Here is a 26,018-nt window from a genome sequence, read left to right on the forward strand (position 1 = left end):
ATGATTATAAATCCACAAGAGAGCTTATCCATATGCTTCTGAATATTGTAGCAAAAGGTGGTAATCTAGCACTGAATGTGGGCCCACAACCTGATGGTAGACTTCCTCGCACAGCCATTAAGCGTATTAAAGAGATGGGGAAATGGTTAGATAAAAATGGGGAAGGTATTTACGGAACGCGAGTATGTAGCCCTTATTTACAAGATGGTTTTGCCTTTACTCAAAAAGCAAAAGAACATACAGTTTATGCCTTTAAGCTTTGTGAGGAAGGGGAAAAGGTAGAAGAAGTCTTTAATATTCCCTATACAGAGCAAGCTGTAAAAGAGGTAACTGTATTAGGAACTGCTACATCCGTAGTATTTAAACAGACAGAAGAAGGCATTCAGGTAAGAGTGCCAAGTGAGCTTATAGAAGAAGGCGCAATTGCTGTTGGGTTTAAATTAGAGGTGTAATAGAATATTACTTTTACTTACTGAATTGGGAAAGGACAAAAATAAAATAACTATACTCAAAATTATTATAGGGGGAATATGATGGTAAAAGAGAATGTTTTAGATAAAAATACCGCACTTGCTTTAGAAAAAAGTAACCAATTAAGTTTTAAAGAAAAGTTATCTAAAGCCAAAAAAAGAATTATGAGGCATTGGCAGCTTTATATTATTTTACTGATACCGGTTGTATTAGTCGCTATATTCTCATATGGTCCAATGTATGGTCTGCAAATTGCCTTTAAGGATTATATCCCAAGCTATGGGATAGAGGGTAGTAAATGGGTTGGATTCAAGCACTTTATAAATTTTATAAATTCTCATCAATTTTCAAGATTGATAGGTAATACGATTACAATTAGTTTATATTCATTAATTGCAGGATTTCCCATTCCTATTATATTAGCCTTAGCGCTTAATGAGTGTACGAGCACCAAGTTTAAAAAAGCAGTTCAAATGATTACATATGCACCACATTTTATTTCAACAGTAGTTATGGTAGGTATTATTTTATTGATTTTATCTCCAAGTTCAGGTATTATTAATCAATTTATTCAATTATTTGGGGGCAAACCTATAGATTTCATGGCGAAACCAGAATGGTTTAAGTCTATTTATGTATGGTCTGGAGTGTGGCAGGGGATGGGCTATAGTTCCATTATCTATATTGCAGCTTTAGCCGGTATAGACCCTACATTACATGAAGCGGCGATTGTGGATGGTGCAAGTAGATGGCAACGTATTTGGCATGTTAATATTCCAGGAATTTTACCAACAGTAACCATCCTGCTTATTATGAATTTTGGTAGTATTATGAGCGTTGGATATGAGAAAATCTTGCTTATGCAAAATAGCTTAAATATGGCAAAATCTGATGTTATTTCAACATTTGTATATCGAATGGGTCTTGAGAGTGCACAATATAGTTTTTCAGCAGCAGTCGGTTTATTTAATGCTGTTATTAACTTTATATTATTGGCTATTGTAAATATGGTGGCTAAAAAATTAGGCGAAACCAGCTTGTGGTAAGGGGGAGTGTATATGAAAAAAACTAAAGGAAGTAAAATAAATGAAACAAGGCAAGATAAGGTTTTTAATGCAATTAATACAGCTATACTTTGGCTTGTGCTTATCTTAGTTGCCTATCCCCTTATCTATGTATTAAGTGCATCATTTAGCAATCCACAAGCAGTAAGTAGTGGAAAAGTATGGTTATGGCCTGTAGATTTTACGTTACGTGGATATGAAGTTGTATTTCAACATCCAGATATTGTAAGAGGGTTCTTTAATGCGATTTATATCACAGTATTAGGGACTGTTGTACAAGTTATTATTACAATTATGGCCGCTTATCCGTTATCAAGAAAAACATTATATGGAAAAGGCGTTATTACTTTATTCTTTACTTTTACTATGTTCTTTGGGGGAGGACTTATTCCAACCTTTATCTTAATTAATAACTTAGGGCTTTATAATACGTACTGGGCATTAATTTTGCCGGGTGCAGTAGGTGTGTACAACGTTATTGTTGCAAGAACATTCTTCCAAACAACCATTCCGGAAGACTTGTTTGAAGCAGGTCAGTTAGATGGTTGTTCAGATTTTAGATTTTTAATGAGTGTTGTTCTGCCACTTTCCAAACCAATTATCGCAGTATTGGTTATGTTCTATGCAGTTGGACATTGGAATTCCTACTTTGGCCCAATGATCTATTTAGCAGATAAACAATTATACCCATTACAAATTGTACTAAGAAATATTTTAGTACAAAACCAATTTGACTCACAAATGATGATGGACGTTGCAAGTATGGAACAACAAAAAGGGTTAGCAGAACTTATTAAGTATGCTGTTATTGTTATATCGAGTTTACCGATGTTAATCCTTTATCCATTTATTCAAAAGCACTTTGTTAAAGGTGTAATGATTGGAGCAATTAAGGGTTAAAACTAAATTAAAATAATAATTTATAGGGGGATAAAATTATGAATAAAAAGCTTGTATCAACTTTCATTGCACTAACTATTTTAACATCTATGGCAGCTACAGGATGCTCTAACAAAAACAATCAGAAGGAGACTACTCAAAGTACAACGCCAATTGAATACAATGAACCAGGAACCTTCCCTATTGTTAAAGAAAAACAAGAAATTTCAATTGTAGCACCAGATACGGCCTATATACTTGATTTAAATACAAATGATTTTACCAAATGGTTTGAAGAAAAAACAAATATTAAAGTAAACTATGAGCAAATTCCAGAAGAATCTTTTAAAGAAAAGAAAAATCTTATGCTTGCAACAGGCAATCTTCCGGATGCCTTTATGATGGGTGGATTTAGTAAAGAAGATGAAGTAAACTATGGTCAACAAGGCATTATTATTCCGTTAAATGACCTTATTGAAAAATATGGTTATTATACAAAACAAGTTTTTGAGCAACAAGAACAGCTTCCAGCAGCAGTTACAGCACCAGATGGTAATATCTATTCTTTACCACGTATTAATGAATGTTATCACTGTATGTACTCTGGAAAAGCTTGGATTAACCAAGATTGGTTAGATAAGTTAGGATTAAAATACCCAGAAACAACAGATGAATTAGTGGAAGTGTTAAGAGCTTTTAAAACACAAGATCCAAATGGAAATGATAAACAAGATGAAGTGGGGATTATTGGAAGTACAGATGGATGGAATGCAAATCCTATTGATTTTCTTATGAATTCATTTGTATATAATGACTATGGCAAAAGACTAGGGGTAAAAGACGGGAAAATTTATTTTTCACCATTAACAGATGAATGGAGAGAAGGATTAAAGTTTGTTAATGAACTTATGGAAGAAGGTTTAATTGAAGCTACATCTTTAACACAACCTATGCAAGAAATGACAGCTTTAGCGAATAGTGAAGACCCAGTAATTGGTGTAGGGATAGGTGCCACACCTAATGATACAATAGGGAGTGAAGCATTAGGAAGATTTAAAATGTATCAACCACTTAGCCCACTTGAAGGACCAAATGGTGTAAGAACAACAATTACCTCACCAGGAGGCATTTATTCAGGTCACTTTGTTATTACAAGTGCGGCAAAAAATCCAGAATTAATCTTTAAATGGGTAGATTCTCTTTATAATCCAGAAGTTACAATGTGCTCTAATTATGGTATTGAAGGGCAAGAGTGGGAAGTAGCACCAGAAGGTTATGTTGGACTAGATGGAAACCCAGCTAAATGGGCTAAAATTCTAAAACCAGAAACAACAGGTGAGAAAAATACTGCAATGCCAAACGTTGCATTAGTTAACTTAACCGCAGATGTAAGAGCAGGGGAAGCAATTGATCCAAATGATGAAATGGCTCCATACAAAGGAGAAGCAATGCTCTTTTCTGCAACAAGAGATTACTATGAACCTTATGCACAAGAAGAATATCTTCCAAGTAGTATGTATATGTTACCAGAAGAGTTAGATGGATTTGCACAACTTCAAACACAAATTTTAGACTATGTAAAAGAATCAATGGGTGCATTTGCAACAGGTACAAGAGATATTAACGATGATGCAGAATGGGAAAAATACAAAAAAGAATTAGAAGCATTAAATGTAGCACGTTACTTAGAAGTACACCAAGCTGCATTTGATCGTACTAAATAATAAGATAGGAAGGAGGCTAGTAAATCTACTAGCCTCTTTATAATAAAGAATATAAAAGTCTATCAAGTATGTAGGAGAAGATAAACCAGATGAAAAAAAAGCAAAGTGTGGGGATCATAATTTTACTAGGACTTATAGGGATTTTGGTTATGGTAGGCATAAGCAGTATGAAGAAAATAGAAGAGCCTTTAGAAATTCAGTATTTTTATAATAACCCTTGTGGTTCTTGTAATGGGGAAGAAACATTTTATGAAATTTTTAATCAAGAAGTAGGAGATTTAAAAGAACAAGTTAATTATCATATTACGACTTATAACATTTTTCAAGAAAGTGCTCTTAATGTGTTTGAGAAAACATGCGAAGAGTTACAGATTAATGAAAGAGAACGTGTAGTGCCTATGGTGATTGTTGGTGATCAAGTATTAGTAGGTGATGAGGCAATTGAGGAAGAAATGAGAGGTACATTTCTTCGAGAGGAAAAAGAAAGTACTTTTAGAGAAAATAAAGAAGCTCATCTGATTTATTTTTATACACAATCTTGTAAGGACTGTGAAAGAGCAAAAGATATCTTTAACCATAATGAAGCAATTCAAAATAATACAGTTCAGCTTATGGCCTTAGATATAGGAGATAGTAATGTACTTGAACAGTTAAAAGCTTATTTTAAAGCCTATAAAGTAGGAGAAAAAGATCAGCAAGTACCTATTGTATTTTATGATGGTGGTTATTTATCAGGGTATGAAGACATTAAGCAACACTTACCAGAGCTTATTGAGCAAGGGAACTTGGATTCAAAAATTGATATAGAGCAAGGTGAAGAAGTGGAAGCACTTACCTATAAGGATTTACCTAAAGTTTTATTAGTAGGATTAGTGAATGGATTTAATCCATGTTCTTTATCCATGTTATTCTTTTTACTTTCTCTTATGAGTATAGGAAAGCCTATTTTAAAATTAGGAATAACTTATATTATAGGAAAAGTCACAACCTACTTTGCTTTAGGGACGATTTTTTATTCTGTAATGGGTGTTTTAGAACAAGGGTGGTTTAGAAGTTTAACAGCAAGTGTTAATATCACTATTATTGTGATTCTTTTTATATTAGCAGGTGTGAACCTTTTAGATTACTGGGCGAGTAGGCGTGAGCAATATGACAAGATTAAATTACAATTGCCAGTAGGTATGAGAAAGTTTAATCATAAGATTATTAAGGATTTTAGCAAGTTTATAGATACAAAATATGCGGTAGGAGCTATATTTATAGCAAGTATGATTGTATCAGCAGGAGAATTTTTATGTACGGGGCAAATTTATCTTGCGACTATTCTATATTTAGTAAAAAGAAGTGCAACAATAAATAGTATTGCTTTCTTAGCCTTATTCATTTATGTTTTAGCAATGGTTATTCCTTTGACAGTTATCGTTATTGCTGTAAGCAAGGGGCAAAAAGTGATGATGCTTTCAGAAGGATTTAGAAGAAATATGCCTAAGGTAAAATTAGTAAATGCAATTATTTTAATAGTATTAGCTATCTTAATGATTGGGTTACAATAGTAGGATGTTTAAGAGGAAGAGTAAGTGTAAAATGAATAGGCTATGAAAAAAGAGGCTTGCACAGAGTGAAAAGGTGCAAGCCTCTTTTGGATGTCATCTTATTGAGGAGGAAATTTAGCATATTGATTCTTTAATGCTTGATACAGAGAAGCTGAGTAGGTTTTAACCTGATCTTCTATACTAGGGTGAGCAAAGCTGAGCTGGTTTTGCTTGCTAGGTGTAAAGCAGGATTCTAAATGCGGAAGAGGTAACTCAGCCATTTTGTAGGTTGGGTCTTCTAAAACAAACCAGCTATAGAGCAGGTATTCAAAATAATTAAGATCATCTATAAGTTCTTCGGGTGTAAAGAAGCTACCATCACTTAAATACCATAGAGGAAGTAAGCCGTCTTCAAAGAGGAAGTTCTGGGCGAAGACCTCTACTTGTGGTCCTAAAATAAGTGTGAAAAACTTTTGCATAGAAAAAGGTTCATGACTACCTAAGTTTAATAAAGTACGTAACATCCTATGGGGCTGCTGCGGTGGTATGGCAAAGGTATCTTCAATATACTTCACAATAAGAGGAGCATGGGTATAATGAAGGAATTCTAATTTGCCTGCGCTACGTATATATTTTTCAGCCATAGGTGGGAAAGCAAAATGAGTTGAATCTTTTAGTTTGGCATATAGGTATCTGGTGTAGAGCCTATTAAATTCCTTATCGACATGAATGCCTAGTTCTCCTTTTAGATTATCACTTAAAACATTTAAGGCTACATTTTCATAATAAGTTGCAAGTCCCTCTGTAAGCCAGAGATTAGGTGGCATATGAAAGTCACTAAGTGGAAGGGCTGTATCCATAAAGCTGTGGAACATTCTATGGGCAAGTAATTGCCAGTCTCTTACTTCGTATGGATTAAAACTCGAACAAATCACATGGCGACCACATCCACCTAAAATAGGTTCAGGCGTAGAGGCTAGAAGTATAAGACTTAAAGTGTGCTGAGGCATATTAAAAAGGTCTACGTAATATTGAAAAAGGCTTTCTATATTTTGCACAATAGGAGCATCTATCAGGTCTAATTGAGCGTCTAGATGAATATGAAGTGAGTTCCTTTCTGAAGGCATACATAAAGCTTGCAGATTACCAAATGTATAGGCACTCTTTAGAAGTTCGTAAACGTCACACCACCTAGGTGACTGGCATAAAGAAGAAGTCTCCGTATGTTTAAAAGGGACAATACATGAAGTATAAGCAGGGAAATCATATACCACCTCAATAGACTTAATAGTAGTTGAAGGAGTGAAGTTACCTGAAAGCATTAAAGAGGTTGGGAATAGGAAGACTTGCTCACCGGCAAAGATAGTGAGTTGCTCGGATACTGTGCCATAGAAGCCATGCTTACCAGGTGTGCTAACTTGTACAGTGTAGGATATATGAATAGGGGAGTTGCTACCCTCAATAAGGATATAAGGGTTAGATTCTGTAAAAGGATGGTCACATTCAAAACTTAGAAGTTTAACCTTGCCTTTAAAAAGTTTAAGCACATCTTCAGAATTAGAAGGAAGAGTAGCATCAACTTTTAGTATTTGTTTAGCCTGATCATAGTGGCTTATTTTATAGTTTAAAGTATACATATTAATTCTCGCTCTCTTGGGATATCATATACTTTATTTATACAAGGTTTAAGGAGAGAAATCCAGTCTAAAATGCATTAGGACATATAGGTATAGGGAAAGGCATAATATAGTAGTGACAACACAATACATAAATAAAGGGGGAAGTAATATGTCAGGTATAGGACTGATTATTACATTTGTTGTTGCAGTTATCGTTATGATTTTGGCCATTTCTAAGTTTAAGGTACATCCTTTCTTAGCAATTATGGGTGTAGCACTCGCACTAGGGATGGCAGTAGGAATTCCGCTTGAAGAACTACCAAAGACCATTGGAGCAGGATTTAGTGGTATCTTTACAAGCATTGGTATCGTTATTATTCTTGGGGCACTTATTGGTATTGTTTTGGAGAAGACGGGGGCAGCTGTAAAACTTGCTGATATGGTTGTTAAATTGGTAGGTAAGAAGCGTCCCGAACTTGCTATTCTCATTATGGGCTGGGTAGTATCTATTCCTGTATTTTGTGATAGTGGATTTGTTATCCTAGACCCTATACGTAAAGCAATGAGAAAGCGTACACAGGCATCTAGTGTAGCCATGACTGTAGCGCTTGCAGCAGGGTTATATGTTTCTCACGTATTTATTCCACCTACACCAGGGCCTATTGCGGCAGCTGGTTCAGTAGGGGTAGGAGATAACTTACTACTTGTTATTGGACTTGGGGCACTTGTATCTATACCAGCACTTATTGCAGCTTATTTCTATGCTAAGTTTATTGGTAAGAAGGTTCAATCCTCAGAAGACCGAGAAGAGAATAAGCAAGTTGTGAAGACTTATGAAGAGCTTGTAGCAGAATATGGTAAGTTGCCAAATGGATTTATGGCTCTGTCACCTATTCTTATGCCTATTTTACTTATGACTTTAGGTTCAATTGCATCTGTACTTCATTTTGAAGGAATGGCTATGAGTCTTTGCACCTTCTTTGGTAATCCTATGATTGCCTTAACAGTAGGCTTATTATTTGCTATTGGTTTATTAGTAAGCCGTAAGCAAATGAGTGAATTCAATGGTTTAACCAATGAAACCCTTAAAGTTGTAGGGCCAATCCTTTTTGTCACTGCAGCAGGTGGTGTATTAGGTAAAGTTATTACGACAGCAGGTTTTGTAGAATACATTACAGAAAACGCAGCCTTCTTATCTTCAGTAGGTATTTTCTTCCCATTTTTAATAGCAGCTATTTTAAAAACTGCACAAGGTTCTTCTACTGTAGCTATTACCACAACAGCAGCTATTATGGGTTCTTTTGCAGAGTCTGGTACAATGATGGCAGCATTAGATCTTACAACACCAGTAGCAGCAGCCCTTACAGTTATGGCAATTGGAGCAGGCGCTATGACTGTTTCGCATGCCAATGATAGTTACTTTTGGGTAGTCACTAACTTCGGTGGCATGAAACCACAAGAAGGTTATAGGACACATACAATGACCACTTTAATCATGGGGATCGTTTCAATCATCTTTATCTTTGTTTTATCTTTAGTTATGATTTAGGGTAGCTCTATTAAGAATATAGAGAAGTTAAAAAAGTGACTGTAATATCTAATTCCTCCAAAGAAAGTATGAATTTCAATAGGAAGGAGTAGAGAAGAGTATATATGTTGAAAGATATACCTAAAATGCTGTGTTTGTTATGAGTGTTTTAGGTATATTTTATGTGATATAACGGAGAAAAATGATGAAGTAAGTTATTCTGTAAGAAAATTATTTTAAAAATTTAAAATTTGCTGTAGAATATAGACGATACAATAAAGGGGGGATAAGTAATGAAAATGAAACTAAAAAATATAATTTATTTTAAATCACTAAAAAATAGATTAAAAATATTTTTAGTATGCAGTTCAATTATTCCTATCTTTTTAATAGGGGGACTTACTTTATACAAGGTATATGATCTTTATCAAGAAAATCTATCACAACTCATTCATAATGAACTGAATCAAATGAAAGAAAATATTGAAGTAATAATGGAAACTATGATTAATATGTCTCAACAACTTGTTTATGATGGGCAAATAGGGAAAAAACTCTATTTATATTTAGATGAAGAAGAGGGTATAGAAAAAGTAAACATGTTGAAGTACTTGAATGAGCAGATTGCAATATACGAATTAGCTAATCCAAAGATTGCAAATATAACATATTTTTATATAGGCGATAAGAATCAATTAAAAAAGATTAACTCATCGTTAGCAAAAGAAGCATTGCCTCTAGAACAAGAGCAGCTTTCTAAGCAGGGAGAAATGGTTTTTTATGGGCCACATCAAACAGCTTCTGTAGCAAGTATATATGATGTTATTTCTCTAGTGCGCAAAGTAAGAGTAGGTGGATATCAAGATGTCTTGATTTATATAGAATCTGGTTATAAGCAAATGGAAGAGATTTTAGAGAACACCTTAGAAGATTTAGATGCAATTTATCTCATAACATCAGATAATGGACAAGTTATTTACAGGAGTAGCGAAGAAGAATTAAAAGTATTGCAGGACTATGCTTCATTCTCTGTAGAGGCTCAGGGGGGATGGAAAATAAGTATTTTAGTCCCTAAAGTAAATTACTATAAGAAATTAAATGCATTAGCATTTAAGTATTGTATTATTATTGCTATTTCGGTAATAGGGAGTATTGGGATAGCTTGTGGAATTTGGCAATCAATTTATAAGCCTTTTAATCAATTTAATAAGGAATTAAAGGATATTGATGCTGGACAAGTAAAAGAACAATTAGAAATGCTACATATAGAAGAATTAGATGAAAATCTTCAATGTTTTAATAAGATGAGAGAAAATATCTTGAACTTAATTAAATATAAAGAAAAAGAAGAAAGTGAGAAAACAGAATTACAAATCAAACAGCTTTTTTATAAAATTAATCCTCATTTTATTCATAATACACTACTTAGTTTAAGATGGTATGCAGAGAGTAGAAATTATCAGGATATAGTATGTTTCATATCAGCTCTTAATAAATTATTAATGTATAATATGGAAAAAGATAAAGAAACGACTATACAACAAGAATTAGATTCAGTTAAAGCTTACATTACTTTACAAAGAATAAGGTACAATATCGATTTTGAAATGGTACTTAATGTGCCTGAAATGGTCTTAAAATCTACTATACCCAGGTTTATATTACAGCCACTTATTGAAAATGCAATCTTTTATGGGGAAGAAGAAAAATCCATTATTAAGCTTATTGTAGCATTACAAGATAGTGGAAAAATCTCTATAAAGGTTATGAATAAGGGAAATCCGTTAGATGAAGAAAAGATAAAGAAAATTTTAACTTCATCAGAAGATATCTCTAGAAATGGGATAGGATTACAATATGTAGTGCGAATACTAAAAGATAAATTTGGATTAGAGACAGCATTTAATGTAAGTAGAGTTGATGGAGAGAAAAATCAGGTAGAGATTGTCATACCATATAGTAGGGGAGAGTTATATGTTAAAGATATTGGTAGCAGAGGATGAGAAATTAATCAGAAAAGGCATTATAGGGCTTATAGATTGGAATCAATATGACTCAAAGATAATAGGGGAGGTTGGGACTAGTAAAGCAGTTCTGGAATTTTTAATGTGCCATGAGGTAGATATTTTGCTCACAGACTTAACAATGCCAGGAGTATGTGGAATAGAGTATTTAGAACAACTAAAAGCTAATTTTCCAAATCTATATATTATTGTATTAACAATGCACAGAGAATTCGATATGATACAAAAAGCTTTAAGGTTAGATATAGCAGATTATATGACTAAAGACCAGATTGAAAATGAGGATTTTGAAGAGAATTTGGTCCGCATATTGTATAAGATAAAGGTAGAAAAAATAGAGAAGAAAAAGATGAAAGAGGTATTTTGCTCATGGAATAGAGGGATAGTGCTTATTTCTTTAAAAGAAGAGGAATTAGAAGACTTATTAGGAGAGGATAAGTTTTTTATAGAAACAGGTTTATATTTAGACCAAAAAAGTTATTTAATACCTTTTAGTGAAGAAGCAATAAGCTACATAAAAAATTCAAAAAAAGAAATTTATGGAGTATTGGTAAAAGATTTGCAGGGGAAAGCATATAAGAGAATACGAAAAGAGATGGAGTATTTTAGGCAGACAAAGTTGTTCTATCTCTATGAACCACATATTAGAATATATGAGTTAGGTGAAGAAAAGGAGGAAAGGACAGAAGATATAGAGTGGGAAAAGATATTTAAACAATTTTATCGAAGTGAATGGATAACAGATAGTAAGTTTTATCATCAATCTCTAATAGAGTTAGCCAATCTTCAATTATCTCAAGAAGAACTTACTGTATTTGCTTATCAGTTATATATTGAATGGGCTAAGTATACAGGAAGTGATACGATTAGATATTTTGATAGTATTAGTAAGATTCATTGGTGGTATGAGTGGAAAGAGTGGTTTAAGAAAAATAGAGAAATACTTCAATCACAATTTTACGATGGATCAAATGAAATGTTAAGTAACTCTATGATACAAAAAGTCCTACAATATGTGGAACAACATTATCGGGAAGAGATCTCTTTAGAGGATATATTAAAAGAAGTGGGAATGAGTAAAAGTCATTTTAGTAAGGTCTTTAAAAATGCTACAGGAGACACTTTTGTTCATTATTTAAATCAATATAGAATAGAGAAGGCTAAAGTATTATTAAAAGAAACGAATTACACCCATTGTATGGTTGCGGAATATGCAGGGTTTACAAGTGAAAGGTATTTTAGAAAAGTATTTATAGAAAAAGTTGGGATGAAGCCTACGGAATATAGAAGACGTTATAAAAGTAAGATAGGTCATATAAAACTTTAGAAATGGAAAGAAAGTATTATAAAAGGGTACAATTGTATTTAAGTTATTGAGGATAGATACAATTGTACTTTTTTTATGGACAAATAGACCTTATAAAATGCACTTATTTTTCTTAAAATTAATATATAAATAGTGCACTTTGTATAAGGTGTAAAGGGGGAGAGGTATGAGGAAGCATATTGCTATACTGTTAATAGGAGTATTGTTTAGTGTAGGAGTAGTAGGGTGTGCCAGTAAAGATGTGGCTACAACAAATACAAATCAATCTACTACAAACAGCGGTAAAACAGCAGAAGAACTACTAGTTGAGAAATATGAAGAGCCTGTAAAAGTTAAAGTTGTTTTAGGGTATAGAGATCCTGAGAATCCAGATACACCAGACAGTGTGACACCTGAGACACAAACAGCGGTAAAACTCTTAAAGGAAGAATTGAATATTGAACTAGAATACAGTTGGATTGTAAACTCAGATCAATATTCTCAAAAGTTTGGCGCAGAATTAGCAGCAGGTAATCTGCCAGATATTATGATGCTTAGCATGGAACAATTTGAAGATTTGCAATCTCAGGGGGGACTTGGAGATTTAACAGAGGCCTACGAGCAGTATCGTACGGATGACATTGATGCAATTATTAACTATGATGGGCAGGTACTTGATACGTGTAGAAAAGATGGAAAATTATATGGACTTTATAATGGTACATATCAGGGACAAGTGACAAGCCAAATTTATTATGACATGAATAAACTAAAGGAATTAGGGATAGAAGAAGTCTCAGATTTACCAACAACTATTGCTGAATTTGAGGCTCTTTGTGACAAGTTAATGGCATTAGATTTAGATGGAAATGGTAAAGTAGGAGATCCAGTACTCCCTGCTGCAAAAGGAATGAATAGTGGATTAGCAGATTTTGGGGCATTCTTCCAAGCATATGAAACAGCGTTAGGTGGATGGTACGATGATGGAAATGGAAATCTAATATCAAGTCATACGCAAGAGAACATGAAAAAAGCACTTACTAAATTAAATGAATGGTATGATAAGGGTTATTTTGCAAAAGATTTTGCAGCACAAGATGTATATGCAGCTAATGCACCTATTGTTTCAGATATAGTAGCTGGGAAATATGCTATTATACCAGGTTCTTGGTGGATACCAAACTGGCCATTAAATGATAATAAGAAAAATGACCCAGATGCTGACTGGGTAGTAGGACCAACTTTGACTGTAGATGGAGCAGCTCCAACTATATTAGTACCTAGAATATCAAGTGGTACAATTGTGGCAGTAAGTAAGGATTTTAAAAATCCAGAAGCTCTTTTTAAGATGATGAATTGGTCACTTAACTATGAAGCTAAAATTGCTAACCCTGAGTATAAAGAAAATATGACTCCAGAACAAAAATTGGAGGCAGATAGCTATGTTTATACATGGTTGCCTTATAGAGTATATGCACCTATGTCACTTATAGATAATTATAATTTTATAAGCGAGGCAGATAAGGTTGGAAAAACAGAAATAACAGCAGAAGAAGCTCCAGCTAATTCAGAGTTTTGGGGAGCTTGGAATGCTTATTTACAAATGAAGAATGGTTCAACAGATCCTGTTGTATGGGGATTATATACAAGTAGGGTATCACCAAATGGTGGAGTAGCACAAATGTATGAACTCTATAGTAAATCTGAGAAATGGATAAATGAGGTATATGTAACAACACCAACAATGATTAAGAAGCAGGGTGAATTAGATAAATATGAGACTACAACTTTCTTAAGTATGGTTATGGGTGAAACACCAATTAGTGATTTTGATAAATTTGTAGCCCAATGGAAACAATTAGGTGGAAGTGAAATTCAAGCAGAAGTAAATGAATGGTATAAAAATAAATAGGACTTTTAAATTAGGGAGGGATCAAAGGGATTTCTCCCTAATTTAAAAATATATAGATAAGGGGAATAAGGATGAAAGCAAAGACGAAAAATGATTTATACCAAGCAAAAGCTTTACATATTATGTTGTTACCAGCAGTAATTCTGACACTCATTTTTGCTTATCTACCTCTAGGTGGTATTGTAATGGCTTTCCAAGAATTTAAACCTTTAATGGGATTTATAGATTCTAAATGGGTAGGGTTCGAACAATTTGCTTATATATTTTCTATGCCGAGCTTTTGGAATGCCTTAAGAAATACTTTTATTATAGCGTTCTTTAAGATTACACTTAGTATTTTAGTACCTTTAGTCTTAGCCTTATTACTTAATGAACTTATAGGCCAGAAATTTAAGAGGTTGGTTCAAACTACTATATTTATACCTTATTTTTTCTCATGGGCCATACTTGGTGGAATGATAATAGAAATTTTTGCCTATGACGGAGCTATTAACCATTTTATTAACTTATTAGGAGGAGAATCTATTCCTTTTCTTGTAAGTAATGATTGGTTTAGAGAAATTATTATAGGAACTGATGTATGGAAAGGAATGGGTTATAATACAGTATTATTTTTAGCTGCTATTACTAATGTAGACCCTACCCTATATGAAGCAGCTATGGTTGATGGAGCAGGAAGGTGGAAACAGCTTCTTAAGATTACAATACCGTGTATAAGTGGAATGGTTATACTTCTTACTATTTTAGGTCTAGGAGGTATATTAAATGCAGGATTTGAACAAATCTTTATTTTATATAATCCAATTGTAGAACAAACAGTAGATATTATTGATACTTTTGTATATAGGCTAGGTATTATTTCAACTCAATACTCTGCGGCAGCAGCAGCTGGGTTATTTAAGTCAATAGTGTCTATGGTATTCGTTGGCGTTTCTTATTGGATTGCTTATAAAACAACAGATTATAGAGTATTTTAATTTATAAGAGGGAGGGGAATAAAATGAAGATAAAGGATAGTATGAGTAGAAAAGTCTTTAATGTTTTTAATATTGTTGTATTATCATTAGTGACGCTAAGCTGTGTCCTACCTATTTTGCATATACTAGCATTATCGTTAAGTGATAGTACAGCGGCAGCAGCTGGAAAAGTAAGTTTTTATCCTATTAATTTTTCATTAGAAGCTTATAAGTATCTTATAGAGAAAAAGGACTTTTTTAACTCTGTAGGAATATCTGTTTTAAGGGTAGTCATAGGTTCAGTTATTAATATGTTCTTAATTGTATTAACAGCTTATCCACTCTCTAAATCTTCGGTGAATTTTAAACACAGGAATAAATATATGATTTTCTTTGCTATAACTATGTTTATAGGGGGAGGGCTTATTCCAACCTATATGGTTATAAAATCATTAAACCTGCTAAATAGTTTTTGGGTGCTGATTTTACCTGGAGCAGTAAGCATATGGAATGTAATCATTATGATGAATTTCTTTAGAGGTATTCCACATGCGATGGAAGAAGCTGCTGCTATAGATGGAGCATCTCATTGGCAAATTTTATTCCAAGTATTTTTGCCCATGTCATTACCTGCGCTAGCGTCACTGCTCTTATTTACAATGATTGGACATTGGAATAGTTGGTTTGATGGAATGTTCTATATGAATAGTCCTGAAAAATATCCAATGGCTACTTTTTTGGCAACCCAGATTATTAATAATAATAAAAACATCACTAATATGACTCCAGAGCAACTTGCAGCTATGAATGCATTGAGTGATAAATCTATTAGAAGCTCTCAACTGTTTTTATCTATTATTCCTATTTTGATTGTATATCCATTTCTACAAAGGTTCTTTATAAAAGGTATAGTAGTAGGCAGCGTAAAAGAATAGCATTTGCTTTTTTTATATTTTATCTAAGAGAAAAAGTTCAACATCTTTAAGGTGTTGAACTTTTTATTTTCTACCTATTTAGAAGCAGAGGGTGTCGTGCCTATATACTTTTTATAAATGCGATAGAAATAGGGGAGGCTGTTAAAGCCGCTCATTTCAGATATTTGATTAACCGTGTAGTTGCCTTCATAGATAAGCTTTTGGGCATACTGACATTTTAGTTCATTCATAAATTGGACAATGGTTTTGCCAGTTACTTCTTTAAAAATACGGCAGAGGTAATATTTGCTTACACCAATATGTAGACAGAGTTCTTCAAGAGAAAGGTTTTCAGTAAAGTGTGTACGTATATAGAAGATAGCTTTTTGAACTAAAAGCATTTTGGGGTCCTTATGAGTAGAGGGTGTAAGGAAAGTCTGAGGCGTAGCAGTATGCAGACGGTAAAGTTCAATGATGAGGTGAGTAATAAGTGATTTTACTGTAAATTGATAGTACATAGGATGACTAGAGAGTTCATCAGTAATTTTAAGGAAAAGTTCAAGAGCAAATGAATTTTTAGTAATGGGTTCAAAGGAAGTATTTTCTAGTGAAAAAGGAAGATGAGCACAATCTAATGGATTAATAATGAGACAGTAATAATGACTTAAAGAAGTTTGGGACTGTACTCTATGATTTTCATTACAAGGAATAATGGCTAATTCACCAGGGTGAACGTAGATACAGCTTGTATCCGAGTCAATAGAACAGATGCCTTCAAGGACATAAATAAGCTCTAGACTTTCATGCCAATGCATCTTAGCTTTAGAAGATAACTCTGATGTGAGCCAAAGATCATGAAAAATAGTGTGTAGATGAGATGTGCTGTAAGTAAACTTTTCGTAAATAGAATAGGACATATATGAAACCTCCTAGAGCAAGATAAGATAGCGAAAAGAAAATATATTATATTATAATATTTTTTATAATATTATACAATATTTATATCAATAACAAAAATATTTTATCGAAATTTATGCGATGAAATCATGTAGGAGGATGAGGAATGGCACAAGATGAACAAGTAGTAGAACAAGGTGTACATACTTATAGTAAAGTTGATCACTATGTCCCACCTGTAGAACCTAAAGTTGTACAGCATTTAGAGTGGTTTCAAGATCAAAAGTTAGCACTGATGATGCATTGGGGGCCTTACTCACAGTTAGGATTAGTAGAATCTTGGGCATTAAGTGACCAAGATGCAGAGTGGTCTAGACATGGTGTGGATTGGGGCGTAACCAACAAAGAGTTTAAGGAGCAGTATAAAAATTTAAATAAAACCTTTAATCCTATTCGTTTTCAACCCGATGAATGGGCGAAGTTAGCTAAAGAGGGTGGATTTAAATATTTAATTTTTACAACGAAGCATCATGATGGTTTTTGTATGTGGGATACGCAGTATTCAGACTATAAAATTACAGGGGAGGATTGTCCATTCCATACACACCATTATGCAGATATTTGTGGACATTTATTTGAAGCTTTTAGAAGACAGGGGATAGGTATTGTCGCTTACTTTTCAAAAGCAGACTGGCATGTGCCATCTTACTGGGCACCTCATATGGAACGAGGGGATTTCACTTGGAGGGGACCTTCTTATAAGCCGGAAGAGCATAAAGACCTTTGGGAAGAATTTGTACAGTTTAACCATAATCAGCTTTTAGAGCTTTGTACACGTTATGGCAAGATTGATGTGCTATGGTTTGACGCAGGCTGGGTATGCGAACAAAGTGGGCAAGATATTCGACTAGGTGAGGCAGTGGATAAGGTTCGTAAGATTCAGCCATGGATTATATCTGCTGATCGAACTATTGGTGGACCTTATGAAAACTATATTACACCAGAGCAGTGCATCCCATCTCAACCTATTCCAGTTCCTTGGGAAAGTTGTATTACCATGGGAACGTCTTTCTCTTTTGCATACGAAGATGATTATAAATCCACAAGAGAGCTTATCCATATGCTTCTGAATATTGTAGCAAAGGGTGGTAATCTAGCACTGAATGTGGGCCCACAACCTGATGGTAGACTCCCTCGAACAGCGATTAAGCGTATTAAAGAAATGGGGAAATGGTTAGATAAAAATGGGGAAGGTATTTACGGAACGAGAGTATGTAGCCCTTATTTAAAAGATGGCTTTGCCTTTACTCAAAAAGCAAAAGAACATACAGTTTATGCCTTTAAGCTTTGCGAGGAAGGGGAAAAGGTAGGAGAAGTCTTTAATATTCCCTATACAGAGCAAGCTGTAAAAGAGGTAACTGTATTAGGAACTGCTACATCAGTAGTATTTAGACAGACAGAAGAAGGCATCCAGGTAAGGGTGCCAAGTGAGTTTGTAGAAGAAGGCGCGATTGCTGTTGGGTTTAAATTAGAAGTTTAAGAAAAATAAAGAGATAAGGGAGGGGTTTTATGTTTTTTAAAAAGTACAAACAAGTGATTTCTATGGCTTTAGCAAGTACGCTCTTATTAACAGGTTGCAGTGCAGCAAGTCAAGAGGTTGCATCAGGGGAAACATCTACCACAACAGGGGTAGCTAAGGAAGAAAGTAACAAGGACGAAGCAGAACCGATTGTCATTCGATATGGTTCTCATGCTGCAAGTGAGGAAGACCCTAATTACAAAGACCCTGTGACAGGGGAATATGTCATGAATGAGGAGGCAAGAGCAGAAAAACTAAAAGTACTTGAGCATATTAGAGAAACTTTAAATGTCGATTTCCAGTTTGTACAATTTCCAGGAGATACAGGGGAAGTACTCCTCCAAAGTGTATTAGCTGGAGACCCAATATGTGATGTAGCACGTATTTATACCTATGGGGCAGGGGGGATTTTAGGACAGAATATTTTGCAGCCATTAGATGAATGGGAAGAACTCCTTAAAGAAGAAGACCCTCCTAAAGTATTTGACAAATACTACTTCTTAAGATTAGGTGGTGACCATAACATTACCTTCTTACCACTTATGTACAACATTAACTATATTGAAGCAGTAGATGCTCTTAAAGTAGATGGCAAAACAGTTTATCCAACAGATTTATATTTATCTGGAGACTGGACATGGAGTACATTTAAAGACTACTTAGAAAAAATTGATAGACATTATACCAATAGTCAAGCACCAGAGCGTCCTGAAAGACGTATTGAAGCTTTCTGGTCAAGCCACTATGACATTGTGCTTCAAGCTGTGCACGCAGCTGGTGGTAGTATCTATGGACGTAATGGATTAGAAATAGAATCAGATGCTACAAAAGAAGCAGTGGCTTTTACGCAAGAACTTATTGAATCGGGTTTAGTATACGTACAAAATCAGGCAGAAGGTAATCAAGATATTGTAGATGGACGTGAATCTATCGGTAGAGGTGAAACAGTCTTTTCTCTTATTGAAGACTGGAAGACTCGATCTCATTCACAGAAGTTAGCAGAAAGAGGTCAGTCTATGGGTTATGTACCGTTCCCAAGACCAGATCATATGGAACTTGATGATCCTAACTACCGTGATTGTCGTATTCCAGGTGAAAGCTATGCTATCTTAAAGGGAACAGATGAAGAGAAAATCCCACTGGCTATTCAGGCTACCTATATGTATTTAAATGGGGAAACAGGTGAGCCTAAAGAAGAAGGCGAAAAGAGTGTCTTTATAGGTATGGATATGTTCCATCCAGAGATTGGCCAAGATATGGTAGATATTTATCATAAACGTAGTGAAGAAACAGTGGTAAATGAGCTTGCAGATGTATTTAGTATTAGTGGTAAATTTATTGGATTAGTAGGGGATTCTATTTATGGTCGAAATAATACACCAAAATATTCAGTAGCGATTGAGCAACAAAGAGGTATTTTTGATGATGCCATTGCGATTAAAGAGAAAGCTTTAAATTCTGGTAAGGCACAGGATAATGTTGTACCTAAGTTTGAAAAACTTGTAACAGGTACTTACCATTATCCAGTAGGGACAGATCTATCTCAGATTGACTTTACAAAAGACTTTACTGCAACAGATAACATAGATGGTAATCTTGATATGGCAACTGCTACAGTAGAAATAGTAGATGTCGATACGACAGTAGCAGCTACTTATACAAGTGGTATTCAAGTAAAAATCAAAGACAAAAATGGTAATGAAGCCGTTTCTAAAAATGATGTGGTTATCTTTGATGATAAAAATACAACACCTCCAACTCTAGCAGCTAAAGCAGAGTATCGCACCATTAAATTAGAAGAAGATGCCAATAAGATTAACTGGGCAAATGACTTTATAGAAAGTGCAGTAGATAAAGACGGTATTGTACTTAACAGTAGAGTAGAAGCTGACCTTTCAGAACTGGATACAACAACTGCTGGTACATACAATGTACCGTTAACAGTGACAGACTATGCCAATAATAAAGCTTCTATCACTATTGAAGTAGAAGTTGTAAAAGGGGAATAAATTTGGGGAGAAGGAAGTGTTGCCGTAGGGGAGCACTTCCTTTTGTTATCGCTTTGAAGCTAATATAGAAAGCGAGTGGATAGGAAAAGAATAATAAAAGGTTAAAAGTAAATAAAAATTTTACAGGATAAAAAACAAAATAAAAGCTATAGAAGAAAAGGAAGGACCTATTAAGGGAATAAGAAGAGTGATAAGAGTAATAAGAGAAGGAGCTAACTTTATGGAACAGTATAGAAATAAAGAGTGGGTAGATGAAACTTGGGAAAAAATTGAGAAGAAATTAAGTCAGGTAGTACCTAGAAATGGCAACAATCTTCCTTATACGAGCAAAAATGGTAGATTTGATGATCAGTCTAAAAATAATGTATGTTGGTGGACCAATGGCTTTTGGCCAGGGATGATGTGGATTATGTATGCAGCAACAGGAAAAGCACTTTATAAAGAAACAGCCATGCAGGGAGAAAAACTTCTAGATAAGGCACTTGAAAACTATGAAGGGCTACATCATGATGTAGGCTTTATGTGGCACATTACAAGCGGTGTGCATTATCGTCTGTGCGGGGATGAACAGGCTAAAAAACGTGCTTTATATACAGCGAATATATTGGCAGGCCGCTATAATTTAAACGGCAAATTTATTAGGGCTTGGAATGGAAAGGGAAATGAGGGATGGTCTATTATTGACTCAATGATGAATATTCCTTTACTGTACTGGGCATCAGATTATACAGGAGATCCAAGATTTCGTTTCGTCGCTGAAAGTCATGCAGATACAACCATGCATCATCATGTAAGAGCCGATGGTAGCGTCAAACATATTGTAGTGTATGATCCTTTAACAGGGGAAATGTTAGAAGAAAAAGGTGGTCAAGGCTATGGAGCAGGTTCTTCATGGAGTAGGGGACAGGCTTGGGCCCTTTATGGTTTTACTTTAAGCTATATACATACGCATAAACAAGAGTATCTTGATACCGCTAAAAAAGTCGCACACTATTTTATTGCAAGTGTTGCTGAAGATTATTTACCAAGATGTGACTTTAGAGCACCACAGGAACCTATAGTGTATGACAGCACAGCAGGGGCCATTGCGGCTTGTGGCCTTATAGAACTAGCCCGCTTAGTACCTGAATATGAACAAAAGCTTTACTTAATGCCAGCATTACATATGCTAGAGGCAATGGAAAAGCAGTTCTGTAACTGGGATGAAGATGAAGATAGCATTTTACAAATGGGTACAGAAAGGTATCATACTGAAACAGGTAGACATATGCCTATTATTTATGGAGATTACTTCTTTATAGAAGCGCTTTATAAGTTACGAGGCGGCAAAGAGCTATTTTGGTAAAGAAAAAAGAGAAGAAGAATTAAAAATAAGAAGAATTAAAAATAAGAGAATGCATTGAATAAAGAAAGAGGGAGCTAATATGGAACTAAATACAAAATTTAGTACGAAAGATGACTATGAGCAGGCACTTTTAGCCTTATGTGAGCCTTTAAAATCCTATTTCTCGGAGGGAAGAGCATACTTGAAAATTGGACCAAAACAAGCACACTATGAGGATAAAATAGCGGGGCTTGAAACTTTTTCAAGACTTCTATGGGGACTTGTACCTTTCTTTAAAGGTGGAGGAAGCAGTGATTTAGAAACATATTATAAGGAAGGGCTTAGTCATGGAACAGACCCTGAGCATCCTGAATACTGGGGAACATGCTATGGATGTCATCAAGCCTTTGTGGAGATGGCAGCTATAGGTTTAGGGCTTCTTATCGCTCCAGAGAAAATTTGGGAACCTCTTAGTGGGAAGGAGCGCAATAACCTTAACGATTGGCTCTTACAAATTAACCCTACTCAAATTCCGGCAAATAACTGGTTATTTTTTAGAGTACTTGTAAATATTGGACTAAGAAATGTAGGTGGAAGATACAGTGAAGAAGCGATTAAAGAGTCTCTTGAGACAATAGAAACTTTCTATCTGGGGGATGGCTGGTATTCAGATGGTAAAACGAATCAGCGTGATTATTATATTGCGTTTGCTATGCATTTTTATAGTTTAATCTATGCCAAAACGATGAAGGATAGAGACCCTGAAACATGTAGCAAGTTTATCGAAAGAGCCAAATTATTTGCACAAGACTATATTTATTGGTTTGTAGAAGGTGGGGAGTCTTTACCTTATGGACGTTCTTTAACTTACCGCTTTGCGCAGTGTAGTTTTTGGAGTGCATTAGCTTTTGCGGATGTAGAAGTCTTTTCATGGGGAGTTATAAAGGGAATTGTAAATCGTCATTTTAGAAGTTGGTTTAATAGACCTATTTTAGATGGTGAAGGTAAGCTGACCATAGGTTATGGCTATCCTAATATTCAAATGGCGGAAGGGTATAATAGCCCAGGTTCACCTTATTGGGCATTTAAAAGTCTCATCATCCTTGCGTTAGATAAGGAGCATCCATTCTGGAAAGCTAAAGAAGAGCCCCTGCCATCATTAGAAAGCCTAAAGGTAGAAAGACATGCTAAGATGATCTTTCAGCGTCTATCACCCAAACATACAGTAGCACTTACTTCAGGTCAGTATGCAGCATGGGAGCCTTTACATACAGCTGAAAAATATGAGAAATTTGCTTACTCTACGTACTTTGGTTTTAATGTACCCAAATCTTATTATACCTTTAGCCAAGCGGCACCAGATAATATGCTTACTTTTGTAAAAGACCATATGTGCTTTGTGCGTAGACGTTGTGAAAAAGTTAAAGTAGAAGAGAGTATCTATTCTAAATGGTCACCTCTATCAGGTGTGGAGGTAGAAACAACACTTATCCCTTGGGGCAAAGGGCATATACGCCGTCATGTGATTCACTCTAATGGGGAGTATGAAGTCTATGAATCAGGGTTTGCAATACCTGTGTTAGATAGAGGGGAACTCAATAAAGTATATGAAGGAAAGAGTATTAAGTTGTTCCATGAAAAAGCTTATAGTAGTATAACGCTACGAGAGGGAGAAGGGGTATTAGATAGTGTGCAGTGTGAAACAAGTACGAACATTCTTCATCCAAAGGTAAGTTTGCCGTTTGTGAAGTTTAATATTAAGCAAGGCACTACCAAGATAGAAACATATATAGAAGGCGACCTTATTTAAGGGCTGCAAAGAGATAAAGTCTAGAATAGATAGAATGATAGCTGAACTAAAAAAGCTTTATAACACAAAAGCTTTATAATACAAAAGGTAGGATAAGTCATATAACTTATCCTACCTTTTTAGTTCTACTATTATTTAAAAAGTAAATTCCACATTGACATACTTACTAAGTAAATCAATAGAAGCTTTGACATCGTCCATATTGACAACAGCATTTGGGCCGTGTACATAGCGTGTAGCAACAGAAATACCAGCACATCTTACACCAAAGTTAGAGCGGTTGATGGCACCAGCATCTGTACCACCACCATCGATAACGTCGCGTTGGTATTGGATTTCATGATCCTCACAACATTTAATCATTTCCTCTACAAGGTATTCATCACAGATAACGCTACCGTCAGAAATTTTAACCGCTGTACCACCACCGATTTTGTTAGCGCCTTCACCTGAGTTAGGGTAGTCATTTGAAATGGTAACATCTAAAGCGATGCCAAGATCTGGTTGGATACGATTTGCAGCTACTGTAGCCCCACGTAAGCCAACTTCTTCTTGAGTAGAGAATACGAAGTAAAGATCATTATAAGAATCCGTTACTTTTTTGAGCGCTTCAGCAAGTATGTAACAGCCAATACGGTCATCAATGGCTTTAGCACAAATATTATTGCCTTTAAGTTCTAAGTATTCCCCTACATAACAGCCTACATCACCAATTTTAACGTGCTTTTCAGCTTCTTCTTTTGAAGCTGCACCAATATCAATATAAAGTTTTTTGATATTTTTAAGACCATCAAAGTCACAAGTATTAGCCACGATACCTTGTGTGCCGTTTCTAAATTGTACACGGCTCATAACAGATGCTTGAACTGGAATACCGCCTAAAGCTCTTGCTGTAATAAATCCTTTATCGTCAATTTTCATAACCTGGAATCCAATCTCATCCATATGTGCAGACATCATAATTTTCTTTTTATTAGAGCCTGTTCCTTTTTTGAAGAGAATAAGATTGCCAAGCGCATCTACAGTTACTTCATCGGCATAACCTTTAACTTCTTCTAAAATAACTTCTCTAATTTGTTTTTCATAACCACTTACACCAAAAGCTTGAGTTAAATTTTGTAAAAACATTATTTATATACCCCTCTATAATAGATTTATAAACTTATTATAAAGTAAAAATTAAACTATTAAATAACTAAAAATCAACAAAATATTTAGTGTATAGTTGGTTATCTTCACTTTATAAAAAATAGTTTGTTGATTATATTTAAAAAGCATATATTTGTTTATAATAATGTGATGATTTTTACTAATAAATGATAATCCCTTTTTGAAAGGTTCGTTTAGGGTAATATTGTTCTATTTTAGGGAGTTAGAAAAGAGATGAAACAAGGGAATAGGCTGAGGGATGTCCTTGGTGCTAAAAAGTCATTATGAACAGTTGGGCGAATTTACGAGTATAAATATAGGTTTCAATATGTTATATTAGAAGAAATAGATCTTTTGTAATAAGGGAGGAAGTCATTTATGCTTAAACGTTTAGCAGCAGATGCACTTGGATTAAGTGATATTGGTTCTATTATTGACCCAAAGGACTTTGATAAGGTAAGTTCAGATGATTATATTTTCCATGAAGATGGGGAACAGATTTTTTTCCTAATCAAATCTAAGACAGATGAATATTGTTTTACCAACTTAGCTATGCTTCATTTAGATGGTACATCAGCAGTCAGTTCAAAAAGACAACTTCACCGTTATGACTACCGTGATCATATGATTTCGAATGTACGTTTAGAAACAGCCGGTACAGTAGACTTAGATGCAGAAATTAAATTTATAATTGGAGAAGTAGCTTTCTCTATTGATGTAGACAAAAAACAAATTGAGGCGCTTAAAGACCTTTATAAAGCGCTTCATAAAATGTCTATGATTATGAAAAAGAATCAATCTCATTTAAGGGATGCACAGCAGAGTTTAGAGATGGCTGCAAAAGTACTTACAGGTACAAAAAATATGGGTGAAGTAAAACTTGTGGATGAGTTTGCTCAGGTGAACGAAAAAGCTTTTGATTGGCTTATGAGTTCGAAAGAAAAATATATTAGAGAAGATTATGCGGATATCTTTAAGCTTTATATTAATAACTAATAGATAGAAATTATTATTTGTAATTACCGTAGTTTTGGTATAAAATAGAAATGATAAAAGATAACAATATGAGCTATAGGAGGATATATTAATGGCTAATGTATGTTTATGTAAAGGTATTTCAGAAGAAACTATCGTAGAAGCAATCAAAAACGGTGCAGTAACTTTTGAAGAAGTAAGTGAAAAAACTGGAGCAGGTACAGGTTTCTGCCATGGTGGAAGATGTAAAGCTACTATTGAAAAATTAATCGAAGAACATAAAGCTCAATAAGGCGTAATAAATGATAAGGAGTCCATAGAACGGCTAGTACGTTATATGGACTTT

The 26,018-nt window shown here is 34.6% G+C and carries 20 protein-coding genes; 17 read left to right on the forward strand and 3 right to left on the reverse strand.

Annotated elements, in window-relative coordinates; all coding sequences use genetic code 11:
- From ACLTBU_RS09085 to ACLTBU_RS09105, 5 genes are all read left to right on the forward strand, one after another.
- Nucleotides 1-452, forward strand: a 452-nt coding sequence (locus tag ACLTBU_RS09085; protein ID WP_412218618.1) for an alpha-L-fucosidase, incomplete at its 5' end; no start/stop codon positions are given.
- 81 nt (nucleotides 453-533) lie between these two features.
- The gene (locus tag ACLTBU_RS09090; protein WP_412218619.1) at nucleotides 534-1,517 is read left to right on the forward strand and encodes an ABC transporter permease; all 984 of its coding nucleotides are present in this window, start codon (nucleotides 534-536) and stop codon (nucleotides 1,515-1,517) included.
- Nucleotides 1,518-1,529: 12 nt separating this feature from the next.
- Nucleotides 1,530-2,435 (forward strand): carbohydrate ABC transporter permease, encoded by a 906-nt coding sequence (locus ACLTBU_RS09095; protein ID WP_412218621.1) that lies wholly within the window; start codon nucleotides 1,530-1,532, stop codon nucleotides 2,433-2,435.
- 38 nt (nucleotides 2,436-2,473) lie between these two features.
- Entirely contained in the window at nucleotides 2,474-4,138 is a 1,665-nt protein-coding gene (locus ACLTBU_RS09100; protein ID WP_412218622.1) for an extracellular solute-binding protein, read from the forward strand.
- Nucleotides 4,139-4,227: 89 nt separating this feature from the next.
- Nucleotides 4,228-5,691 (forward strand): cytochrome c biogenesis protein, encoded by a 1,464-nt coding sequence (locus tag ACLTBU_RS09105; RefSeq protein ID WP_412218623.1) that lies wholly within the window; start codon nucleotides 4,228-4,230, stop codon nucleotides 5,689-5,691.
- Nucleotides 5,692-5,789: 98 nt separating this feature from the next.
- On the opposite strand, the gene ACLTBU_RS09110 is transcribed toward ACLTBU_RS09105, so the two are convergent.
- Nucleotides 5,790-7,307 (reverse strand): hypothetical protein, encoded by a 1,518-nt coding sequence (locus ACLTBU_RS09110; RefSeq protein WP_412218625.1) that lies wholly within the window; start codon nucleotides 7,305-7,307, stop codon nucleotides 5,790-5,792.
- Between the two features lie 151 nt (nucleotides 7,308-7,458).
- Between ACLTBU_RS09110 and ACLTBU_RS09115 the strand changes: the two genes are divergently transcribed.
- From ACLTBU_RS09115 to ACLTBU_RS09140, 6 genes are all read left to right on the forward strand, one after another.
- A complete protein-coding gene (locus tag ACLTBU_RS09115; RefSeq protein ID WP_412218627.1) occupies nucleotides 7,459-8,838 on the forward strand; it encodes a GntP family permease in 1,380 nt (459 codons plus the stop codon).
- A 278-nt stretch (nucleotides 8,839-9,116) separates the two neighbouring features.
- Nucleotides 9,117-10,820 (forward strand): histidine kinase, encoded by a 1,704-nt coding sequence (locus ACLTBU_RS09120; RefSeq protein WP_412218628.1) that lies wholly within the window; start codon nucleotides 9,117-9,119, stop codon nucleotides 10,818-10,820.
- On the forward strand, nucleotides 10,792-12,168 hold the full coding sequence (locus tag ACLTBU_RS09125; RefSeq protein WP_249332208.1) for a response regulator: 1,377 nt from the start codon (nucleotides 10,792-10,794) through the stop codon (nucleotides 12,166-12,168). Before ACLTBU_RS09120 ends, ACLTBU_RS09125 begins: the two co-directional genes overlap by 29 nt.
- A 166-nt stretch (nucleotides 12,169-12,334) precedes the next feature.
- Nucleotides 12,335-14,059 carry a hypothetical protein gene (locus ACLTBU_RS09130; protein ID WP_412218629.1) on the forward strand — a complete coding sequence of 575 codons (1,725 nt, stop codon included), beginning with the start codon at nucleotides 12,335-12,337 and terminating at the stop codon, nucleotides 14,057-14,059.
- Between the two features lie 71 nt (nucleotides 14,060-14,130).
- A complete protein-coding gene (locus ACLTBU_RS09135) occupies nucleotides 14,131-15,036 on the forward strand; it encodes an ABC transporter permease (protein WP_249332206.1) in 906 nt (301 codons plus the stop codon).
- Nucleotides 15,037-15,059: 23 nt separating this feature from the next.
- Nucleotides 15,060-15,950, forward strand: coding sequence for a carbohydrate ABC transporter permease (locus tag ACLTBU_RS09140; protein ID WP_249332205.1), 891 nt, complete (start codon nucleotides 15,060-15,062; stop codon nucleotides 15,948-15,950).
- 74 nt (nucleotides 15,951-16,024) lie between these two features.
- On the opposite strand, the gene ACLTBU_RS09145 is transcribed toward ACLTBU_RS09140, so the two are convergent.
- Nucleotides 16,025-16,846 carry an AraC family transcriptional regulator gene (locus ACLTBU_RS09145; RefSeq protein ID WP_412218630.1) on the reverse strand — a complete coding sequence of 274 codons (822 nt, stop codon included), beginning with the start codon at nucleotides 16,844-16,846 and terminating at the stop codon, nucleotides 16,025-16,027.
- A gap of 146 nt (nucleotides 16,847-16,992) precedes the next feature.
- Between ACLTBU_RS09145 and ACLTBU_RS09150 the strand changes: the two genes are divergently transcribed.
- The 4 genes from ACLTBU_RS09150 to ACLTBU_RS09165 all read left to right on the forward strand — a co-directional run bounded on the left by ACLTBU_RS09150 (nucleotide 16,993) and on the right by ACLTBU_RS09165 (nucleotide 23,548).
- Entirely contained in the window at nucleotides 16,993-18,366 is a 1,374-nt protein-coding gene (locus ACLTBU_RS09150; protein WP_412218632.1) for an alpha-L-fucosidase, read from the forward strand.
- A gap of 29 nt (nucleotides 18,367-18,395) precedes the next feature.
- Nucleotides 18,396-20,414: a hypothetical protein gene (locus ACLTBU_RS09155; RefSeq protein ID WP_412218633.1), complete on the forward strand. Its 2,019-nt coding sequence runs from the start codon at nucleotides 18,396-18,398 to the stop codon at nucleotides 20,412-20,414.
- A 220-nt stretch (nucleotides 20,415-20,634) separates the two neighbouring features.
- On the forward strand, nucleotides 20,635-21,759 hold the full coding sequence (locus ACLTBU_RS09160; RefSeq protein WP_412218634.1) for a glycoside hydrolase family 88 protein: 1,125 nt from the start codon (nucleotides 20,635-20,637) through the stop codon (nucleotides 21,757-21,759).
- Nucleotides 21,760-21,838: 79 nt separating this feature from the next.
- On the forward strand, nucleotides 21,839-23,548 hold the full coding sequence (locus tag ACLTBU_RS09165) for a DUF2264 domain-containing protein (RefSeq protein WP_412218635.1): 1,710 nt from the start codon (nucleotides 21,839-21,841) through the stop codon (nucleotides 23,546-23,548).
- Between the two features lie 135 nt (nucleotides 23,549-23,683).
- Here ACLTBU_RS09165 and ACLTBU_RS09170 read toward each other — a convergent pair whose 3' ends face one another.
- Nucleotides 23,684-24,676, reverse strand: a complete 993-nt coding sequence (locus ACLTBU_RS09170) for a M42 family metallopeptidase (protein ID WP_249332199.1) — start codon at nucleotides 24,674-24,676, stop codon at nucleotides 23,684-23,686.
- A gap of 399 nt (nucleotides 24,677-25,075) precedes the next feature.
- On the opposite strand from ACLTBU_RS09170, the gene ACLTBU_RS09175 reads away from it, so the two are divergent.
- Nucleotides 25,076-25,693 carry a PH domain-containing protein gene (locus ACLTBU_RS09175; protein ID WP_177671353.1) on the forward strand — a complete coding sequence of 206 codons (618 nt, stop codon included), beginning with the start codon at nucleotides 25,076-25,078 and terminating at the stop codon, nucleotides 25,691-25,693.
- A 91-nt stretch (nucleotides 25,694-25,784) separates the two neighbouring features.
- On the forward strand, nucleotides 25,785-25,964 hold the full coding sequence (locus ACLTBU_RS09180) for a (2Fe-2S)-binding protein (RefSeq protein ID WP_177671354.1): 180 nt from the start codon (nucleotides 25,785-25,787) through the stop codon (nucleotides 25,962-25,964).
- Nucleotides 25,965-26,018 lie beyond the last annotated feature (54 nt).

It is taken from the genome of Zhenhengia sp., from assembly GCF_046966505.1.
Classification (GTDB): domain Bacteria; phylum Bacillota; class Clostridia; order Lachnospirales; family Cellulosilyticaceae; genus Zhenhengia; species Zhenhengia yiwuensis.

What these genes read in the sequence shown, in the direction of transcription:
- ACLTBU_RS09090 (WP_412218619.1), top strand. Translation starts at nt 534, where the DNA reads ATGGTAAAAGAGAATGTTTTAGATAAAAATACCGCACTTGCTTTAGAA.
- ACLTBU_RS09095 (WP_412218621.1), top strand. Translation starts at nt 1,530, where the DNA reads ATGAAAAAAACTAAAGGAAGTAAAATAAATGAAACAAGGCAAGATAAG.
- ACLTBU_RS09100 (WP_412218622.1), top strand. Translation starts at nt 2,474, where the DNA reads ATGAATAAAAAGCTTGTATCAACTTTCATTGCACTAACTATTTTAACA.
- ACLTBU_RS09105 (WP_412218623.1), top strand. Translation starts at nt 4,228, where the DNA reads ATGAAAAAAAAGCAAAGTGTGGGGATCATAATTTTACTAGGACTTATA.
- ACLTBU_RS09110 (WP_412218625.1), bottom strand. Translation starts at nt 7,307, where the DNA reads ATGTATACTTTAAACTATAAAATAAGCCACTATGATCAGGCTAAACAA.
- ACLTBU_RS09115 (WP_412218627.1), top strand. Translation starts at nt 7,459, where the DNA reads ATGTCAGGTATAGGACTGATTATTACATTTGTTGTTGCAGTTATCGTT.
- ACLTBU_RS09120 (WP_412218628.1), top strand. Translation starts at nt 9,117, where the DNA reads ATGAAACTAAAAAATATAATTTATTTTAAATCACTAAAAAATAGATTA.
- ACLTBU_RS09125 (WP_249332208.1), top strand. Translation starts at nt 10,792, where the DNA reads ATGTTAAAGATATTGGTAGCAGAGGATGAGAAATTAATCAGAAAAGGC.
- ACLTBU_RS09130 (WP_412218629.1), top strand. Translation starts at nt 12,335, where the DNA reads ATGAGGAAGCATATTGCTATACTGTTAATAGGAGTATTGTTTAGTGTA.
- ACLTBU_RS09135 (WP_249332206.1), top strand. Translation starts at nt 14,131, where the DNA reads ATGAAAGCAAAGACGAAAAATGATTTATACCAAGCAAAAGCTTTACAT.
- ACLTBU_RS09140 (WP_249332205.1), top strand. Translation starts at nt 15,060, where the DNA reads ATGAAGATAAAGGATAGTATGAGTAGAAAAGTCTTTAATGTTTTTAAT.
- ACLTBU_RS09145 (WP_412218630.1), bottom strand. Translation starts at nt 16,846, where the DNA reads ATGTCCTATTCTATTTACGAAAAGTTTACTTACAGCACATCTCATCTA.
- ACLTBU_RS09150 (WP_412218632.1), top strand. Translation starts at nt 16,993, where the DNA reads ATGGCACAAGATGAACAAGTAGTAGAACAAGGTGTACATACTTATAGT.
- ACLTBU_RS09155 (WP_412218633.1), top strand. Translation starts at nt 18,396, where the DNA reads ATGTTTTTTAAAAAGTACAAACAAGTGATTTCTATGGCTTTAGCAAGT.
- ACLTBU_RS09160 (WP_412218634.1), top strand. Translation starts at nt 20,635, where the DNA reads ATGGAACAGTATAGAAATAAAGAGTGGGTAGATGAAACTTGGGAAAAA.
- ACLTBU_RS09165 (WP_412218635.1), top strand. Translation starts at nt 21,839, where the DNA reads ATGGAACTAAATACAAAATTTAGTACGAAAGATGACTATGAGCAGGCA.
- ACLTBU_RS09170 (WP_249332199.1), bottom strand. Translation starts at nt 24,676, where the DNA reads ATGTTTTTACAAAATTTAACTCAAGCTTTTGGTGTAAGTGGTTATGAA.
- ACLTBU_RS09175 (WP_177671353.1), top strand. Translation starts at nt 25,076, where the DNA reads ATGCTTAAACGTTTAGCAGCAGATGCACTTGGATTAAGTGATATTGGT.
- ACLTBU_RS09180 (WP_177671354.1), top strand. Translation starts at nt 25,785, where the DNA reads ATGGCTAATGTATGTTTATGTAAAGGTATTTCAGAAGAAACTATCGTA.